The sequence below is a fragment of the Spirosoma endbachense genome (assembly GCF_010233585.1).
Lineage (GTDB): Bacteria > Bacteroidota > Bacteroidia > Cytophagales > Spirosomataceae > Spirosoma > Spirosoma endbachense.
Genome location: NZ_CP045997.1, coordinates 1,917,355 through 1,937,083 on the forward strand (window position 1 = coordinate 1,917,355; position 19,729 = coordinate 1,937,083).

At 47.3% G+C, this 19,729-nt stretch carries 15 protein-coding genes; 11 read left to right on the forward strand and 4 right to left on the reverse strand.

The genetic code is table 11. The annotated features are described in order from the left end of the window. Positions 1-276: 276 nt before the first annotated feature. From GJR95_RS07545 to GJR95_RS07560, 4 genes are all read right to left on the reverse strand, one after another. The gene (locus GJR95_RS07545) at positions 277-2,409 is read right to left on the reverse strand and encodes a M3 family metallopeptidase (protein ID WP_232541114.1); all 2,133 of its coding nucleotides are present in this window, start codon (positions 2,407-2,409) and stop codon (positions 277-279) included. Between the two features lie 197 nt (positions 2,410-2,606). Further along, entirely contained in the window at positions 2,607-3,089 is a 483-nt protein-coding gene (locus GJR95_RS07550; protein WP_162385294.1) for a hypothetical protein, read from the reverse strand. Positions 3,090-3,241: 152 nt separating this feature from the next. After that, positions 3,242-4,513 (reverse strand): dicarboxylate/amino acid:cation symporter, encoded by a 1,272-nt coding sequence (locus tag GJR95_RS07555; RefSeq protein WP_162385295.1) that lies wholly within the window; start codon positions 4,511-4,513, stop codon positions 3,242-3,244. Positions 4,514-4,578: 65 nt separating this feature from the next. Continuing rightward, positions 4,579-5,106, reverse strand: coding sequence for an acyl-CoA thioesterase (locus GJR95_RS07560; protein WP_162385296.1), 528 nt, complete (start codon positions 5,104-5,106; stop codon positions 4,579-4,581). A gap of 194 nt (positions 5,107-5,300) precedes the next feature. Between GJR95_RS07560 and GJR95_RS07565 the strand changes: the two genes are divergently transcribed. The 11 genes from GJR95_RS07565 (at position 5,301) to GJR95_RS07615 (ending at position 19,576) form a co-directional block, all read left to right on the forward strand. Next, positions 5,301-5,750, forward strand: a complete 450-nt coding sequence (locus tag GJR95_RS07565; RefSeq protein WP_162385297.1) for a DUF2147 domain-containing protein — start codon at positions 5,301-5,303, stop codon at positions 5,748-5,750. Positions 5,751-5,813: 63 nt separating this feature from the next. Further along, positions 5,814-6,947, forward strand: a complete 1,134-nt coding sequence (locus GJR95_RS07570; RefSeq protein ID WP_162385298.1) for a flavin-containing monooxygenase — start codon at positions 5,814-5,816, stop codon at positions 6,945-6,947. 58 nt (positions 6,948-7,005) lie between these two features. Next, entirely contained in the window at positions 7,006-7,191 is a 186-nt protein-coding gene (locus GJR95_RS07575) for a CsbD family protein (protein WP_162385299.1), read from the forward strand. 392 nt (positions 7,192-7,583) lie between these two features. Then, positions 7,584-10,055 (forward strand): TonB-dependent receptor domain-containing protein, encoded by a 2,472-nt coding sequence (locus GJR95_RS07580; protein WP_162385300.1) that lies wholly within the window; start codon positions 7,584-7,586, stop codon positions 10,053-10,055. A gap of 136 nt (positions 10,056-10,191) precedes the next feature. Next, complete coding sequence (locus GJR95_RS07585) at positions 10,192-11,508, forward strand: TolC family protein (protein WP_162385301.1); 1,317 nt, start codon at positions 10,192-10,194, stop codon at positions 11,506-11,508. Positions 11,509-11,576: 68 nt separating this feature from the next. Beyond that, on the forward strand, positions 11,577-12,671 hold the full coding sequence (locus GJR95_RS07590; RefSeq protein WP_162385302.1) for an efflux RND transporter periplasmic adaptor subunit: 1,095 nt from the start codon (positions 11,577-11,579) through the stop codon (positions 12,669-12,671). An 80-nt stretch (positions 12,672-12,751) separates the two neighbouring features. Then, positions 12,752-14,002: an ABC transporter permease gene (locus GJR95_RS07595; protein ID WP_162385303.1), complete on the forward strand. Its 1,251-nt coding sequence runs from the start codon at positions 12,752-12,754 to the stop codon at positions 14,000-14,002. 58 nt (positions 14,003-14,060) lie between these two features. Next, positions 14,061-14,750, forward strand: a complete 690-nt coding sequence (locus GJR95_RS07600) for an ABC transporter ATP-binding protein (protein WP_162385304.1) — start codon at positions 14,061-14,063, stop codon at positions 14,748-14,750. Next, a complete protein-coding gene (locus GJR95_RS07605; RefSeq protein ID WP_162385305.1) occupies positions 14,734-15,759 on the forward strand; it encodes a sensor histidine kinase in 1,026 nt (341 codons plus the stop codon). Before GJR95_RS07600 ends, GJR95_RS07605 begins: the two co-directional genes overlap by 17 nt. A gap of 73 nt (positions 15,760-15,832) precedes the next feature. Continuing rightward, positions 15,833-16,603, forward strand: a complete 771-nt coding sequence (locus tag GJR95_RS07610; protein ID WP_162385306.1) for a LytR/AlgR family response regulator transcription factor — start codon at positions 15,833-15,835, stop codon at positions 16,601-16,603. Between the two features lie 120 nt (positions 16,604-16,723). Beyond that, entirely contained in the window at positions 16,724-19,576 is a 2,853-nt protein-coding gene (locus tag GJR95_RS07615; RefSeq protein ID WP_162385307.1) for a M16 family metallopeptidase, read from the forward strand. Positions 19,577-19,729 lie beyond the last annotated feature (153 nt).

Below are 19,729 nucleotides of genomic sequence, written 5' to 3' on the forward strand. Positions count from 1 at the left end.
TAAACAAAATACTACAAAAAGTTTTCAGTATTTTCACTAACTCGCCTATATACGCATAGCCGATTCGTTTGGATTCAATATGGTAATTTTTTTTTATAAATTTATTTTAATCGATGTTTTAGTATATATTTTTTACGCAAATAACTCCATTATTCATTTTCAATCTAAATAACCATAACCTACATACGTCATATATCGTTGATGTTACTCCATAAATGCAGAAGGGGGATCGATTCGAATCGATCCCCCTTCTGCATTTATGGATAATCAGGCGACCTACAAAATTAGGCCACTGCGTCGCAACATGGCTTTGGGCGAAGGCTCACGTCCCCGAAATTTCTTGTACAGTTCCATGGGTTTCTCGCTTCCTCCCTTTTCCAGCACGTTTTTCCGGAAGCCATCGGCAGCGGCTTTATTTTCCAGACCGCCGTTCTCTTTAAAGAACTCGAACGCATCGGCATCCAGCACCTCGCTCCATTTATAACTATAATAACCTGCCGAATAACCGCCCGAAAAGATGTGCGAGAAAGCAGGACTAAAAGCTACTCCCTCCACACGTGGAAACAGGTTCGCGACAGAATCAACTTTATTCTCAACCTGGGTGATGGTTTCTCCGGTCGGTTTCTGGCCATGATAATACATATCGACCAGTCCGAGCCGCAACTGGCGCAGGTTTGCCAGACCAGCCAGAAAATTCTGACTCGCCCGAATCTTTTCGATAAGCTCGTTTGGAATCACTTCGCCGGTCTGATAATGTTTCGCAAAAAGTTTGAGCGCTTCCGGATCATAGCACCAGTTCTCCATTACCTGCGAGGGTAGTTCCACAAAATCACGCGGAACGTTTGTTCCACTCAGGCTTTCGTATTTACCATTAGCCAGCATGCCGTGTAGCCCATGGCCAAATTCGTGGAAAAGCGTAGTGACCTCATAGAAGGTCAATAAGGAAGGCTTTGTATCAGTGGGGCGCGTAAAGTTGCACACGTTAATGATGTGCGGACGAATGTTTTCACCGTTTTCGATTTTCTGTCCCTGGATATCATTCATCCATGCACCACTGCGTTTGCCCGCCCGAGGGAAGTAATCGCCATAGAATACGGCAACGAACTTCCCTTCTTTATCATACACGTCGAAGGTTTTTACTTCGGGATTATAGACCGGAATATCCGTACGCTCCTTAAAGGTGATTCCATATAGTTTATTGGCTACTGTAAATACACCGTTCAGCACGTTCTCAAGCTTGAAGTACGGCTTTAGCATCTCGTCGTCGAGATCATACTTCTCTTTCTTAAGCTTCTCGGCATAATAACTATTGTCCCAACTCTGCAGCTTATCGTCCGTAAATCCATGGGCTTTAGCATAAGTTGTCAGTTCAGCCAGCTGGCGTTCGGCAGCCGGGCGGGCATAGGTAACAAGCTCATTCAGAAAGCTCTGCACCTTATTTTTTGATCCCGCCATGCTTTCTTCCAGCACAAAATCAGCGTGCGTTTTATAACCAAGCAGATTGGCCCGTTCGTAGCGAAGATTCACGATTTTGTTGATGATCGACGTGTTATCGTTTTTATCGCCGTGGAATCCGCGTCCGTTATAGGCCAGAAACATTTTTTTACGCAGCTCGCGGTTTTCAGCATACTGCATGAATGGCCCATAACTAGGGGCCTGTAAGGTAAATACCCAACCTTCTTTCCCCTTCTGCTTCGCTATGGCTTTAGCCGCTTCACGCGTAAAGTCGGGTAAACCAGCCAGGTCTTTTTCATCCGTTACAACCATCGAGTATTCGTTGGTTTCGTTCAGAACATTCTCACCAAATTGGATTGAAAGCTGGGAAAGTTCTTTGTCGATAGCACGTAAACGTTCTTTTCCCTTTGCATCCAGATTTGCGCCATTGCGGGAGAATCGTTTATACGCTTTTTCGAGCAGCATTGCACTTTCTGGATCGAGTTTCAGACTGGCTCGCTGATCGTAAACGGATTTAATCCGGGCAAAGAGTTTCTCGTTCAGCGTGATGTCGTTGCCATACTCACTCAGCAGGGGTGATGCTTCTTTGACGATCTTTTGAAGTTCGGGAGTGGTTTCAGCACTATTTAAGTTGAATAATACAGACGATACCTTTCCCAGCAAATCGCCCGAGCGCTCAAGAGCAACAATGGTGTTCTCAAATGTTGGCTGCGCAGGATTATTGACTATATCATCAACATCCTTACGGCCATGCATGAGTCCCTCTTTAAGGGCAGGCAAATAATCTTCGTTTCTTATTTTGTCGAACGGGGCCGCCTGGTGGGGTGTTGAATAGGGCGTTAAGAATGGATTCTGGGTCATTTTCGGTTGTTGGGGTGATGGCTGGGCCAATGTCGTCGTAGCGACAACGGCTAGCAATGCACTCGTTTTCATGAGCTGTTGATGTCTTAACATACAGTTTTGGGGTATGAGTTTCCTGGAAAAATACGAAATAAAGACAGCTCCCAAAATCCAGCGTTGCATATACGGTCATATCAGGGGGCTGAACGGTACGTCTTCTCAATCCCTGTGCCAATTGCACTGAAAACTCGTAGAAAAAAAAACAGCCGATCAAAGCGACCGGCCGTTGTTCACACTTCTCCTCTCAAAAATCAGTAACCTCTTGGGTAATAATCCCGATCGTTCCCGTAACCACGACCCCGGCTGGCCGAACGCTCATAGGGCCGCATCCGATCAATGACCCGATTCCGCTGATCAGGATTCAGTACGGCCATCATATCGAAGAACTGACGTTGCCGTGCCTGCCGGAAAAAATCCCGCTGCCGTGGATCACGTGCGTCGATACCATTGGTTTGCTGTTCGAATCGATTGCGAATCCGGCGAATCTCGCGCTCCTGCCTGCGCGATAGATTCAGTTCACGATCCCACCACTCCAGATGCCGATCGAAACGGTAGTCATCATAGTCGTAGTTATAATTGGGCTGACCGTAACCGGGCTGGTTGTAGCCCGGTTGCTGCGGATAGTTGCCGTTCGGCTGGGGAGAAGGGTATGAAGGGTAACCATACCGTTGTGCCAGTGCGCTGGTCGAGAGCAGAACGACCAGTGTAGCGGCCGTCATCAGTACTTTTTTCATGGTGGTTGTTATTTTCAGGTTGTATTTGTCCCTTTGAACAACAGGCCATAAAATGGTTTAATTTATTCTCAAAAAAAGTATATTCAATGAGCAAATAGTCTGATAACTGATTAATAGTAAACCAGTTATCAGAACTACTCAGTCGCTTAATCCTAATATTTGTAGTCGGCCAGTTCGTTTTTAGCTTCCTGATTCAATACCCGATTATACTTAGCCCGATCAAATTCGCCTTCGTTATTCGCAATGAAAATAGTAGCCACGGTATTACCTATAATGTTTGTTATGGAGCGTGCTTCAGACATGAATCGATCAACACCAAGCAATAATGCCAGCCCTTCTACCGGAATTACTTTAATGGCGGTCAGTGTACTGGCCAGCACAATGAAGCCACTACCCGTTACGCCCGCAGCCCCTTTGGAGGTGACCATCAGAATTCCGATTATCGTCAACTCCTGGCCCAGTGTGAGATCGACCCCAAAAACCTGGGCCAGAAAAACGGTTGCCATCACGAGATAGATTGTAGTCCCATCCAGATTAAACGAGTAACCCGCCGGAACGACTAAGCCGACTACGGAACGTGAACAGCCAAGTGTTTCGAGCTTTTCCATAATCTGCGGCAAAGCAGACTCCGACGACGATGTCCCCAGTACAATTAACAGTTCCTCTTTAATAAACTTAAGCACTGCCCACAGGCTGATTTTGTAGTACCGTAGAATCAGGTTCAGGATCACAAAAACAAACAAAAACATGGTTGCGTAAACCGTACCCATTAGCTTTGCCAGCGGCAATAGCGTGCTTAAGCCGTATTTCCCAATCGTGAAGGCCATTCCGCCAAATGCACCCAGTGGTGCCAGAATCATCACGACACTCAGAATATTGAAAAACACTTTCGATAACCGTTCAAAAGTCAGGATGAGTGGCTTGCCCAGTTCGCCCATGCGTGTCAGGCCAACGCCAAACAGAATCGAAAAGACCAGCACCTGCAAAATATCTCCTTCTGCAAAAGCCTTAATGGCATTGCTTGGTACAATGTGCAGAAAGAACTCTGTCCAGTCCATTCCGGCACCCTGTTCTGTATATTTACTAATGTCTCCGCCTTTAACGGCTGCGGTCTGAACACCATCGCCTGGGCGAATAAGATTTGCGAGTAAAAGACCGATAGCCAGCGCGCCCGTTGTAACAATTTCGAAATAAAGTAGCGCTTTCCCTCCTACCCGTCCTACTTTTTTCAGATCGCCCATATTACTGATACCCAGCACGATGGTCAGGAAAATAATTGGCGCAATAACCATCTTGATCAGGTTGATAAAGAGGTCGCCAATTGGCTTGAGTTTAGCAGCAGTTTCGGGAAAGAGATACCCCGTCAGAATACCCAGGGTAATAGCAATCAGAACGCGAACAGTGAGGTTGTTGAGGAGACGCACAGAGAGATGGGGGTAGTTTGTGGTATTGATTCGGGAAGAACAAACCACAAACTACAAACTTTTTTTTAAACGGCCTTAATTGGAAAAAGCTGCTGCTTGATTTCCTTAATGCGGTCGTTGAAATCGACGTTCGGATAATCTACATTCGGCAGTAAAGTAGCCTGTAGGTAGTCCATCACAACTGAATCATGCGGAATGCGTTTACCCGTTAGTACACTGATGTATTTTGAGGTCATCCAGAGCACGTTTTTGAGGTGCGTCTTGGCATCGTCGGTCATCACGAACTCCGTTACCAGGGTGTCTTCGTTATAATAAATCAGCCGGGAGGTTATTCGAATCCACTCACTCACCATGGCGGGGCGGATGTAAGCGATCTGATGTTGATAGACAACCCAACTCGTTTTTAACTCCCGAAACATCTGACCCGGATTGAAGTCATAAAGTGTGGCGACCTGATCTTCGCGAGCGTTGAAATAATAGTCGAAATATTTCGAGTTATTGAGGTGTTGGAGTGGGTCGCAGTCCTGAAAACGGATAATTACCCGTGTTTCAGTTTCTGTGGGGTATGTGCGGTTCGGGTCGCGATGAAACATGGCAGAACTAAGGTTTTTCGAGGTACGCTGGCTGGCCTGTTTTTTCCAGCGCTTTCGATCGGTTGACAATTTTCGCTAAATACAGAAAATCTGCGAAATCCGAAAAATCAGTCGAATTCAGGTTCTGACAATTTTCTTCGATATTTACGTTAGTACAACAAATCCGGCTTTTTTATTCTCCTAATTGAGCATTTATGAAAACTATGCGTAACCTGTTGCCAATCTTTTTTCTGCTTCTTTTTCAAACCGCTTTCGCCCCTAAAGACAATGCCGATGCGGTGGTCGGCACCTGGCTTAATGGCACAAAAAAAGGGCATATTCAGATTTATAAGCAGGGCGGTACTTATTTCGGTAAACTTATCTGGGTTAGCGAACCCAATGATCCGGCTACGGGCAAACCCAAAACGGATATCCGCAATACAGATGCTTCCAAACGGAACCGCCCCCTGCAGAATCTGCTATTGATGTATAATTTCAAATTTGATGGCGGCAACGTGTGGAGTGACGGCAAGATTTATAATCCCGAAGATGGCAAAGAATATAATTGCAAGATGACTCTCAAAGACCCCAACACCCTCGACGTGCGTGGTTATGTAGGCATCTCACTTCTGGGCAAAACTCAGACCTGGACACGAATTAAATAAGGTGTTCGACTGGTAGTAACCCGCTTTGATTTACTTGCCGATTCAGTTGAAAACCGAAAACTCATGCACACAATCATCATTGGAGCCGGACCCGCAGGACTGGCAATGGCGGGGCAATTAGCCCACTTAAATCAGCCATTTACCGTGCTGGAAGCCAGTGAGTACATCGGTTTCGCCTGGCGCAATCATTATGACCGTCTGCACCTGCATACCGTGAAGGAACACTCTGCACTTCCTCACCTGCCCTATCCAACCAATTACCCAACCTACGTTTCGCGTTTGCAGGTTGTTGAATACCTTGAACGCTATGCCGAACGGTTCAAAATACGGCCACTTTTCAATCAAAAAGTTACGAAAATCCAACGTGATCAGGACGGAATGTGGCAGGTAAAAACCGAAACAGACACATTCACGGCGGAGCGTGTTGTTGTGGCTACTGGCTATAATCAAGTGCCTAATGTGCCGGATCTGCCCGGTCAGCGTGATTTTCGGGGTATTATCTGGCATAGCTACGAATACCGGAATGGCGCTCCCTTCCGCGATGAAAATGTGCTGATTGTCGGTATGGGTAATACGGGTGCCGAACTGGCCCTTGATTTACTGGAGCATGGCGCCAAACCGTTTATTTCGGTACGAAGACCAATCAATATCATCCGGCGCGACGTATTCGGGCGGCCAGCACAACCGATCGCCATTTTCCTGAGCAAATTTCCACGCTGGTTCGCTGATTTTCTGGCGGGTCTCGCTCAGAAAATAAATGTGGGCGATGTATCGGCCTATGGCCTTGGTAAACCAGCGCACCCTCCTTCCTATGACACCCGGCGGGGCATCATTCCAGTTATTGACATCGGCACGCTCGACCAGATTAAAGCCGGAAACATTACTGTCGTTCCGGGTATCGAGCGGGTAAATGCCAAAACCGTAACTTTTTCTGACAAACGTGAATTGCCTTTCGACGCCATTATTCTGGCAACCGGTTATCGACCGGGCGTTACGGCTTTTCTTGACACAACGCTAACCGCTCGAATCCTGAATGATCGTGGCTACCCTAAACAGCTCTGGTTCAATGACAAGGATTTGCAGGGTCTCTATTTTCTGGGTTATACAACGCCCCTGACAGGTGTCATTTACAACCTGAATATTGACTCGGATCGGATTGTGAAGCACATCGTTGAAAACAATTCTGTCTCGGCATAGTTCTATTAACGTAGTCAAGATGATTACAAGATCATTCAACGTTATAAACACTACGATCATGAACGAGACAACCGTAAAAGGAGGCTGGAACGAATTGAAAGGTAAGATCAAACAAGCCTACGGCGACCTAACCGACGACGATCTAACCTATCAGGAAGGTCAGGAAGACGAAATGTGGGGGAAAATCCAGCAAAAAACAGGGAAGACAAAAGACGAAATCAATAAAGCGATTGCCGATCTGTAAAAAGATCATAATCGATTGATAGAAAGCCGGAATCGAAAGAGTCCGGCTTTTTTTATGGGCATTTTTTAGCTCATTCCCAGAATCCTACCACAAGATATATTTCGGCCAGTATCAAGGATAAAACAGCTTCCGGGATTTATTCTGCTGCATTCATCATCAGTAGCATTCTTTTCGAAATGTCTTTATTGACTACGCAATTACTTACCGGTCGTATCCTACCTTACGGTTGTCTAATCTGTAACCAGCTAATCCTGAGTCAGATTAGGGCTTTCGTTGGGATGAATTGACTCGGTAGTTAATTCTAGAATCAACCTCACAACCTGTAATTGAAAAGCCAGTCGCATAATCAGCTGATTATGTTATTGGTCATTATTGGACACTAATTTCAACGGATGAAAACACTATTACTTCTCTCGTTCACGTGGGTAACTATTCTGGCTAAAGCACAACAAACGCCCCTATCGCCACCAACTTCATCGTCGCTGACACAGTCAGTCAATAGTGCGACTAACTTTGGTAAAATTAGCGGAACTGTGATGGATGAAGCACAGAATAAACCCGTTGAGTTTGCTACAGTTGCGCTAATAAACCCACAAACTGAAAAACCCATAACCGGCACGACTACCGATGAACAGGGTAAGTTCACGATCAATAATGTGCAGACAGGCATCTATCGGATAGTTATCAGTTTTCTGGGTTACGATAATAAAACGATCCCAATCGTCACCGTTAGTAAAACGGGGGTAGTAACGGCACTGGGCGTCTTGTCGCTGCGTGCTAACAGCCAGACACTCAATGAAGTGGTAGTCACTGGCGAAAAAGCGTTGATTGAAGATAAAGATGATCGACTGGTGTATAATGCCGACAAGGATCTGACCAATACTGGCGGCACCGCCATCGATGTCTTAAAAAAAGTCCCACTCCTGACCGTCGACCCAGATGGAACAGTACAGTTGAAAGGCAGTAGCAGTATTAAAGTCCTGATCAACAACAAACCCTCAAGCATTATGGCCCGCAGCATTAGCGAGGCCCTGCAAATGATTCCGGCGGAATTGATCAAATCCGTTGAAGTCATTACGGCTCCATCAGCCAAATACGACTCTGAAGGTACGGCAGGCATTATCAATATCATCACGAAGAATCAGTTACAGGGACTTACTGGCGGCATTACCAGCTCGGTTGGTAGCCGGAGAAATAATCTCGGTGGCAATTTTAACCTGAAACGAAATAAGCTCAGCATTACGGCCTACGGGGGTACTAACTGGAGCAATTATTATGGCAATTCAGCGACGGTTCGGCAAAATTTACGGGACGGAAATGTATTTAGTATCATCACGCAAAGTAACACATTCAAAAATCGCGGGAACTCGCAATTCGGCTCCTTCAGCATCGACTATGATTTGGATTCAACGAATCGCATTGGCGTAGATGCCAATTTCGGGAAGGATTCACGCAATACGTTCTCCACGCGGGATACGCGCCAGAGTATCGACACGGTGCTGGCTTTTCGTCGATACAACGAAAGTCAGAATCGCAACAACAGCATGGATGTCAATTTCAACTACACCAAAACATTCAAGCGAAGTCCCGATCAGGAATATACCTTTCTGGCCCAGTATAACCAGAATGACAATCAGAGTGCCTATAAACTGAATCAATTCCCACTGCCCGTTGAAGATATCGTTACCTATCGGGAACGCAATGAAAATCAAAACCAGCAAAGTGAACTGACTTTACAGACGGATTACGCTCACCCCTTTTCGACCACCAAACGACGTATTCTGGAAGTAGGCTCGAAATTGATCGCCCGGAATGTGGGGAGTGACTATCGGCTGGAAAATGCTCCTGACGGATCGCTGAATTTCCGGGAAGACCCGCGCCGGTCGAATGAATTTAATTATAAACAATCGGTCTGGGCTTCGTATGCATCGTTTCGGTTGCGAACAGAAAATCGCTGGAATTTTAATGTGGGTGGACGATTTGAAATGACCACGATCAACGCCGATTTCATTTCGACGGCTACCCGTTTCAGTGACCGGTATCAGAATTTCCTGCCCAATCTGAGCATCTCGAAACGCCTGGGCAACGAGCAGCGGATACGAGTCAATTATAGCCAGCGAATCCAGCGTCCTTCCATTAATTTTTTGAATCCATACGTCAATTATGCCGATCCTAAAAACATTCAGACCGGCAATCCGTACCTCGACCCCGAATTAACCCACTCCGTCGAACTGTCGTACAGTACGTTCACCAAAGGCGGCACAACCATCAATCTGATGATTTTTGGTCGCCAGACCAACAACGCAATCGAACGGATAACAACGGTCGATTCCACAGGAGTGTCAAACAGTACCTATCGAAACATTTCACGTAATGCCACCTACGGCTTTAACTGGTTCGGTGCCGTAAAACCGGTGAAGCAGTGGAATCTGAGCGGTTCGGTAGGTATGAACTACAACTTACTGAACAGCCCGTCCCTTCAGATTACGAATAAAAACTGGAGTTATCAGTTCAATCTGAATTCGTCGGTGCAATTACCCAAGGACATAAGCATTCAGGTCAATGGGTCCTATACGTCCCGTCGTATTCAGTTGCAGGGGCAGTCGTCCGGGTTCTATTATTACGGATTTTCGGCCCGGAAGGAATTCAAAAAGCAAAATTTCTCAGTCACCGCTAATTTCGAGAACCCGTTCCGGGAATACAATATCGTTGAGAATTACCTGCGTACAACGACCTTCCTGTCCGATGGCATCAATTATAATGTGGTCCGGAACATCCGCCTATCGTTGAACTGGCGTTTTGGAAAAATGAAAACTTCGACAGATCGGGAAAAGAAAAAGATCAATAACGATGACAGGAAGTAGGTTCGCTGACGGTTTCGTAAGCTTACCTTCATGATCAAAAACGGCAACTTCGTAGGCCGTTTTCTCTGTTTCGTTTAAAATCAGTAGAATCTTCGTTCAGAAACGATTTTCCTTTGGGCATCCATTCGTTATTCTTATGAATCGGTATGCTCTTAGCGGCCTGATGTTTTTTTCGCTTACCGTAAACGCCCAAACGGTTGTCACGACGGTGCAGGAAGTCCTGGCACTGGCCCGACGCAATAATCCGGAACTGATAAACGCCCGGCAAAATCGGCTGACTCAGGCTCAGCAACGAACAGCTTCCCGGGCAAATCTACTCCCACAGGCTCGCTTTTTCACGAACTTCGACTACAATTTTGCCCTGCCAGTACAGTTGGTTCCGGCTGAATTTTTAGGGGGAAAGCCGGGGGAGTTTCGTTCACTGCAATTTGGATTGCCTTATGTGCTGGCTGCCGGTACCGAAGTTACGGTTCCGGTTATAAACCGACCCGCTCGGGCCGATCTTGGTATTGTGGAGCAAAACCTCCGCATCACCGATACGCAAACATTGGTTTTGCAGGACGAGATTTCGACCCAAACCGCCCGCGTTTATCATGCCACGCTTCTGACCCGTTCGGCAATTGCGCTTACCCGTCGGAATCTACTGGCCGCCGACACGCTCACTCAAATTGCCCGCGATCGGCTTGACAAAGGGCTCATTGAACCACTGGAATATAACCGGATTCGGTCGGTACAACTGACCACGGCCGATGTGCTCTACCAAAACGAGCTAACCTATGTCCGTAATCTGAACCAGCTCAAACTGATTCTGGGGCTGGCCCCAACCGATAGTCTGGTGTTGTCGCAGGATCTTACCATACAAAGCGCAACGACCGCCATAACGGCTTCGGTGTTTAGCCCCGTTGAACGCCCACAGGTAACGCTCCAGCAGGCTCGTATCGAGCTTTCCCGACTGCAACTCAACCGCGAACGACTACAACGATGGCCCACTCTTTCGGCCTATGGCCGGTTTACCGAACAGGCCCAGCGCAGCCAGATCAATTTCCTGAATACAAACCAGCCGTGGTATACAATTGGCGTAGCAGGACTGCAATTCAACTGGCCGATTTTTACGGGAGGGCTGCGTACCAGCAACATTACCCGCGCCCGCCTGCAACTAAAAGTAGCCGAGTCTGAACTGGATTATGAGCGAAAACGGCAGCAAACCGATCATGAAGATGTTCGGAATACGTATAATCAGGCGATTCGATCGCTGGACTTAAACCGCCAGAATTATGAACTCAACAATCAGAACGTCGAGATTGCACTGATCAAATATCGATCCGGCCTGTTTGCTTACGATCAGTATCTGAACGTTTTCAATGAAGCGTTGACGGCGCAAAATCGGTACCTGAATAATCTGTCGACCGTATTTATCAATCAGACGATTTTGCAAATCCGAAGTGGGCAGTAACCGAACACGTTGAGGTACTAATCAAGAAATCTGGTTGATCCTTTAGAATCGATCCATTGTATAGCCTAATGAAAACCGCATTTTACCTATCTGCAATTGTGTTGCTTGTTGCCGCCTGTCATCAGGGCAGCGATGGCCTTTTGCCCACCTATCGCGAACTCACCGAAGCTGTTTATGCCTCGGGTAACATATATCCACGCAATGAGTATATCGTTACGGCCGATGCCACTGGCGTTTTACAACAACGATTGGTGAATGAGGGGGACTCCATTCGCCGGAATCAACTACTATTCGTACTGGAAAGCGACACCGAAGATGCCCGCCAGCAGGCAGCCGCAAATGCCTATCGGCAGGCGCGTGCGAATCTGGGGAATAACTCCCCCATTCTGGCCGAACTGGAAGCGCAGGTACGTAATGCCCGAATACGGCTCAGTAACGATTCGATCAATTACAACCGATTCCGCGATCTGTACGGCAAGAATGCAACCTCAAGAGCAGAACTGGAACGCGCTGAACTGAACTATACGCTGTCGCACAACAACCTGCGCGCTCAGGTCAACACCTTGCAACGCAGCCGCGATCAGATTGCACTCGACGTTGCCAATAACCGCAGCCAGTTGGTTAGTTCTGAAGTAGCCGGACGCAACACGCGCATTCGCAGTTTCGTGACTGGGAAAGTCTACGAAGTGTACAAAGATCCGGGTGAGGTTGTCCGGCCCGGCGAGCAGCTTGCCCTTGTGGGTAGCGGCAATCAGATATACGCGCAGTTGGCGGTCGATGAAAGCGATTTCGGTCGGCTCCGGGTCGGGCAGGAGGTTGTTCTGAAAGCTGACGTTTACCCCGATAAAGTATTCAAGGCCCGTGTTAGCAAGATTTATCCAAAACTCAACCGCACCGACCAATCGTTCCGGGCCGATGCTGAATTTGTTGGCGAACGACCCGCATCCTATTACGGGCTGACCGTAGAAGCCAACATCATTATCAGCCAGAACCCGCACGCTCTGACAATCCCGAAATCCTATGTCATCGGCAATGATAGTGTCTGGATTGAGCAGGACGGCAAAAAACAGAAAGTAAAATTCCAGAAAGGAGCCGAAAACTTTGACCTCGTCGAAGTAAAAAGCGGCCTGACGGCGACCTCAAAACTAATTGCGAATGAGTGATAGAGCGAACGCATTCGCCGGGTTGTATATCCCCATTCATTGACTCATTCAATCTTTCGCTCATTCACTCATTTAGCCTCATGGACCTTCACATCGCATCGCAGATTGCCCGGACGCACCTGATGGCGAAAAAGCGCCAGACGCTCGTTGCCATGCTTGGCGTAACGTTCGGCATTGCTATGTTCATCACCATGATTTCGTTTATGCAGGGGGTAAATCAGTTTCTGGAAGATTCCGCGCTGGATGCCAGTCCCCACATCCGACTCTATAACGAAGTGAACACCCAACGCCCCGGCCTGATCGAGCAACTATGGCCCGGCCAGTTCAACGTTATTTACCACCAGAAACCCAAAGATGAACAGGCCCGAATCAAGAATGGTCTCACCATTGCCGAACGTATCGAACGCGAGCCCGGTGTACTTGGCGTTTCGCCACAGGTAGCCACACAGGTGTTTTACAACAATGGACCCATTCAGCTCTCGGGCACAATTGCCGGTGTCGATATTGAGCGTGAAAACAGGCTCTACAATCTAAAATCACGGCTAAAATCAGGAAGCCTGAGTACCTTAAAAACGAACCCCGACGGCCTGATTATGGGCACGGTTCTGGCCAGAAAACTCAACGTTCGCGTGGGCGACAAAGTAACGGTAACGACACCCAAAGGCGGTACGCGTATCCTGCGTGTAGTCGGCACGTTTGGATTTGGCGTCGGTACTGTCGACAATACCAAGAGCTATGGAAACCTGTCGACTGTGCAGGAAATTCTTCAGAGAGATCCCAGCTACATCACCGACATTCACATCAAAATGATCGATCCATTGCAGGCTATTCCGTTCGGGAAGCGGCTCCGGGTTGTTTACGGCTACTACACCGAAGATTGGGCAACAGCTAACACCGCAATTCTGGCGGGCGAAAAAATCCGAAATATGTTAACGTATGTCGTTTCTATTACCCTTCTTGTTGTGGCCGGGTTCGGCATTTACAACATTATGAACATGACGGTAATCAACAAAATCAAGGATATCGCCATCCTGAAAGCCACGGGTTTCGATGGGCGCGACATTATTGCCATTTTTCTGTTACAGGCCGCTTTTATTGGTCTGTCGGGTGGTTTATTGGGGCTCGGCATTGGGTTTGGTTTAAGTTATCTGTTGTCCATTACGCCTTTCGATGCGGGTGATTTTTTAAGTCTGAAAACGTTTCCCGTCATTTTTGCGGCTAAATATTACATCATGGGTATGCTGTTCGGCGTCATAACTACCGTGCTGGCGGGATTTTTCCCCTCGCGCAAGGCCGCACAGGTAGACCCTGTAGCTATTTTGAGAGGCTAAATTTTCAGGGATGATAGACAATGCACCTCTATCATCCATCTTATTGCATACATCTTACATGAACACGGTTCTTTCTGCCCGGCATCTCAACAAGTACTTCTACGATCCTGAGAAATTTCAGGTGCTGAACGATGTTACGTTTGAGGTGCAGAAAGGTGAATTTCTGTCAATAGTCGGCAAATCGGGTTGTGGTAAATCGACACTTCTCTATTTGCTTTCAACGATGGATACCGACTATGAAGGCAACATCGAAATGGCAGGAACGTCGCTAAAAGGCCGCAGTCAGGATTATTTAGCCCATTTTCGCAACGAACACCTGGGATTCGTGTTCCAGTTTCATTTTCTGCTGCCCGAATTTTCGGCCTTGCAGAACGTGATGTTACCCGGATTGAAGCTCGGCCGTTATCCGGAAAAACAAGTGGAAGAACGCGCTATGGAAAAGCTTCGGCTGATTGGCATGGCCGATTTCGCCCGAAAACCAGCCAGTAAACTCTCGGGTGGACAACAACAGCGAGTGGCTATTGCCCGTGCCCTGATCAACGATCCGACTATTATTATGGGCGACGAACCAACGGGTAATTTAGATAAAGCCAATACCGATAATGTCTTCGAGATTTTTCGTGACCTCGCCGGTAAAGGCCAGACTATTATTGCCGTTACGCATGACCCCGACTTTGCGGCAGGAACCGATCGCGTCATCGAAATGTCAGACGGAATGATCATCGCAAGCCATGAAAATAAAATTTAATCTATATGTCGAACTCCTATTGCTGTGGACTTCTCTGGGGGGAGTTATAGCTCGGCAATGGATGATTCCCAACATTACCTGGCAGCTTCAGCTCATACTTTTTCTGGCCACTTACCTGCTTTTCAATACGATCTGGATTTTCCACTACGTCTTTAATGAGTGGCTGAACAGGCGCTTACCGTTTGAGAAAAACATTCGCTGGCGAATAATAGTCCAGGTATTGGGCGGCTGGAGCATTGTAAAGACGATTGTTATTATCGTCGGGTACCTGGTAACGACACAATTGCTTACCCCCGTACTGTCCATGATGAACAAGTTCACGTTCATTATCATTGGCCTCCTGATCTTTCTGGTCAATACGGTTATCTGTTTAGGATTTATGGCCAGCCATTTGCTAAAACGCTGGCAGGAAAACACGGTGCGAACGGCTCAATTAGAAAAGGAAAAAGTGCAGGTTCAGTTAGACAGTTTGAAAAACCAGATCAGTCCCCATTTTCTGTTCAACAGCCTCTCATCGCTGGATAGTCTGATTGATGATAATCCTGTGCTGGCCCGGCAGTTTCTGCAACAACTGTCGAAAGTGTTTCGGTATGTTATCCAGCATAAAGATAAAGCGCTGGTACCTCTGGAAACCGAATTGGCGTTCATCAAAAACTACACGTCTTTATTGCAGACCCGATTTGATGGCGCATTTATCGTTCATAGTCAGATAAACAAAGATTCACTGGATCAACAGATTGTACCCGTTACGCTTCAGATTCTGATCGAAAATGCGATCAAACACAACAGCATCAGTGAATCTCATCCGCTTGTTATTACAATCGCGACGAAGGATGGTTACCTTGCTATTTCAAATCCAATTCAGCGCAAACGGCAGGTCGAAACGTCCAATGGACAGGGGCTCGAAAACCTGAAATTGCTGTATAGTTACCTGAGCTCCCGCCCGGTTGAAATAGACAGCGACAGCACATTTTTTTGCGTACGTGTGCCGCTGCTGTCAGTAGAATAGACATTTAGGCTGACGCCCGGACATCTTCGGGTGCGTCCGCCATAAACTCAAACCCGGAAAACCAAAAACGCAAATGACGATCCTCCTGATTGAAGACGAACCCCTCATTGCCAGGCAGCTACAGAAGCTGGTTCGTCAACTGGAACCTGGAGCAACCATTGAAGGGCCACTTGCCAGTGTGCAAAGCATTTGTGATTTTCTGAGCAGCCATAAATCACCGGACCTGGTCATTGCCGATATTCAACTCTCCGATGGTGTGAGTTTCGAAGCATTCCGACAAGCTGATCTGAACGCACCGGTTATCTTCACAACGGCCTACGATGAATATGCCATCCGCGCTTTCAAATTGAACAGTATCGATTATCTGCTCAAACCCATCGACCCCGATGAGTTGAAAGCAGCACTGGCGAAGTATCATCGATGGGTAGCGAGTAGTGCTGAATTGGGCGATCAGTTCAGGCAATTTCTGGCTCACATTACCGAAAAACAAGCATCACCGTTCTATAAACGTCGATTCACGGGCCATTACCTCCGCCAGATTGTATCCGTTCCGCAGGAGCAGGTAGCGTATTTTCTCCGCGACGAGGTAATTTATCTGGTCAATATGGCCGGTCAGAAATTGATTACCGATTATAAAACGCTTGATGAACTGGAAGAACTCGTTGATCCAGGTTGTTTTTTTCGGGCCAGCCGGCAGTGTCTCCTCAGTCTAAATGCCGTTTCGGGCTACCGTTCACATTACAGTGGCAAGCTACAAGTACAACTCAATACGCCGAATGATACACTGGACTTAATGGTCAGCAAAGAGAAATCGGCCCTGTTCCGGCAATGGTTTGAGGGCTAGGTCATTAGCGACGATACCGTTTACACTAAATTTTGTTAAAAGTTCAGCCTTAACTGTGACTTAGTGATTAATACTACGTAACTATACGAGTAGTTTCCACCCCAAACGAATCGTATTCTTATGCAAACTTCCCTACTCCATGCTGGACAGAGTCTGTCCGTCTGTTTGCTAACAGGCTTATTGACAATCGCTTTACTCCTTGGTAACGGATTAACAACCCTTGCGCAGAACAACTCGACAACCTTGCCGGAAGGCATCACGAAAGTAGCAACCGTTGAGGGCATTACTGAGTATCAGCTAAAAAATGGCCTGCGGGTTCTACTCTTCCCCGACCCTTCCAAAGCAACCATCACGGTCAATATCACCTATCTGGTGGGCTCACGGCATGAGGGTCTGGGCGAAACCGGCATGGCCCACCTGCTCGAACATATGGTCTTTAAAGGCTCAACGAAGCACAAGAATGTTCCGCAGGAGTTGACCGAACACGGCTCATGGCCCAATGGTACGACCTGGTATGACCGCACGAATTATTTCGAGACATTTTCAGCAACAGACGACAATCTGAAGTGGGCCCTGGACCTTGAATCGGATCGAATGATTAATAGTTTCATCAAAAAAGAGGACCTCGAAACCGAATTTACAGTTGTGCGTAACGAGTTCGAAATGGGCGAAAACTCACCCCAGTACGTGCTTATGGAACGCGTTCTGTCGTCGGCTTATCTGTGGCACAATTATGGCAAATCGACTATCGGCTCTAAAGAAGACATCGAACGGGTACCCATTGAGAACCTGAAAGCATTCTACCAGAAATATTACCAGCCCGACAACGCTATTCTGCTGGTAGCCGGAAAATTCGACGAGTTGAAAACTATGGCATTGGTCGATCAATATTTCAGTCCTATTCCCAAACCGACGCGTTTACTCAATCAACCCTATACGGTTGAGCCAACTCAGGATGGCGAACGGATCGTTACCCTCAAACGCGTAGGCGATACGCAGGGCGTTGCGGCTGCCTACCACACGCCAGCCGGTACGCATCCCGACTATCCGGTTCTGGATGTGCTGATGGATGTTCTGACGAATGAACCATCGGGCCGGCTCTATAAAGCGCTGATTGAAAACAAGAAAGCAGCTTTCCAGTATGGCTGGACACCAGCCCTGCATGATCCCGGATTTGCTTACTTCTATGCCGAAGTACGAAAGGAGAACTCGCTGGATTCCGCCCGCAATGTCATGATGAGTACGCTCGATGAAGTGACTCGTCAGGCACCCACGCCCGAAGAAGTAGAACGTGCCAAAACCAAAATTCTGAGCGGTATTGAATTAATGTTCAAGCAGGTAGACCGCGTTGGACTTCAACTCAGCGAATACATGGCAGCGGGCGACTGGCGACTGGTGTTTCTATACCGGGATGCCATTCGTAAAGTCACACCGGCCGATGTTCAACGTGTGGCGCAGGCATATCTGAAACCCTCAAATCGAACGGTTGGCCTGTTTTTACCCGATCAGAAACCCGACAGAGCCGAAATTACAGCAGCACCCGACATTATGTCGCTGGTCAAAGACTATAAAGGGGAGCAGATGGTAGCCGCCGGAGAAGCCTTCGATGCCTCGCCTGCCAACATCGACACCCGCACTAAACGGGGTCAGGAAGCGAACGGGTTGAAGTATGCATTACTCCCTAAAAGCACACGGGGCAATTCGGTAAACATGCAGATTCAGCTCCGTATGGGCGACGAAACGAGCTTGGCCAATAAAATGACCGCGGCTGGGTTTACAGCATCCATGCTTGAACGAGGCACAAAAACCCGGAGCTATCAGCAGATTAAAGATGAACTGGATAAGCTAAAAACAAGGGCGTATGTTTATTCATCCGGTCAAAGCGCCATTGTCAGCATCGAAACATCGAAAGAAAACTTGCCCGCCGTCATGAAGATCGTGACCGACTATCTGCGCAATCCGACTTTCCCGGAAGCCGAATTCAATAAGCTGAAAGAAGAACGGCTTGCCCAGATTGAGTCGCAGAAACAAGAGCCACAGTCTATTGCGTTCAACGTGGCAGAGCGGACAATGAATCCATATCCTAAAGGTCATGTCTGGTATACAAAGACCTTCGACGAAGATATCGACGACATCAAAAAGCTGACTATCAACGATGTGCGCCAATTTTATAAGGATTATTATGGCACCCAGAACGCTGTTGTATCTGCTGTTGGTGCGTTCGATGAGGCAATGATACGAACTATCCTGAAAAATGATCTGGGCAAATGGAAAGCAGCGAAACCCTTTACCCGAGTGCCTTTACAGCTCTTCGCTGATCTGAAAAATAAAACGGAGTCGATTCAGACGAATGACAAGGCCAATGCTATGCTGGTGACCGGGATGAAGTTCCCGATGCGCGACGATGACCCCGACTACCCGGCTCTTTACATGGCTAACTACATTCTGGGTGATGGTTTTCTGAATTCCCGCCTGGCAACCCGGATTCGGCAAAAAGAAGGTGTCAGTTATGGAGTCGGCTCGTATGTCTACGCTGATGATAATGACAAAGTAGCCAATTTCGGATCGTACGCCATTTATAATCCTGAAAATTCGGAACGGCTCGAAAAAGCCTATAAAGAGGAAGTTGAGAAACTTGTTAAGGATGGAATTACGGCGGAAGAACTGAAAGCGGCCAAAACTGCTGTTTTACAGAACAATCAGGTCGAACGTTCGCAGGATGGATCGCTGACCCGGAAATGGGCGCAATACCTCACCAAAGCGGAAGGTCGAACATTTGCCTATGATACCGAACTGGAAAAACGGATTCAGTCATTGACTCCCGAACAGGTTAATTCGGTTGTCAAAAAATACATCGACTATAACAAACTGACCATAATAAAAGCGGGCGATTTTGAAAAAGCCGCTAAAAAGGCAACTGAAAAAGCAAAAACGCAACCCGCTTCGGCAGTAGGTGGCAGTAAGAATGATTAATTGTCGTTTACGGAGCTAGTTTGATACAGGCAGGGAGTAGAGACTCTACTCTGCCTGTATCAGGAAAAATACCTACCGTTCATCCTTTTTTTTGCCAAGTAGCTGTAAAATTTATTGATAGTTTATCTATTTAATCTTACCTACACACTAAGT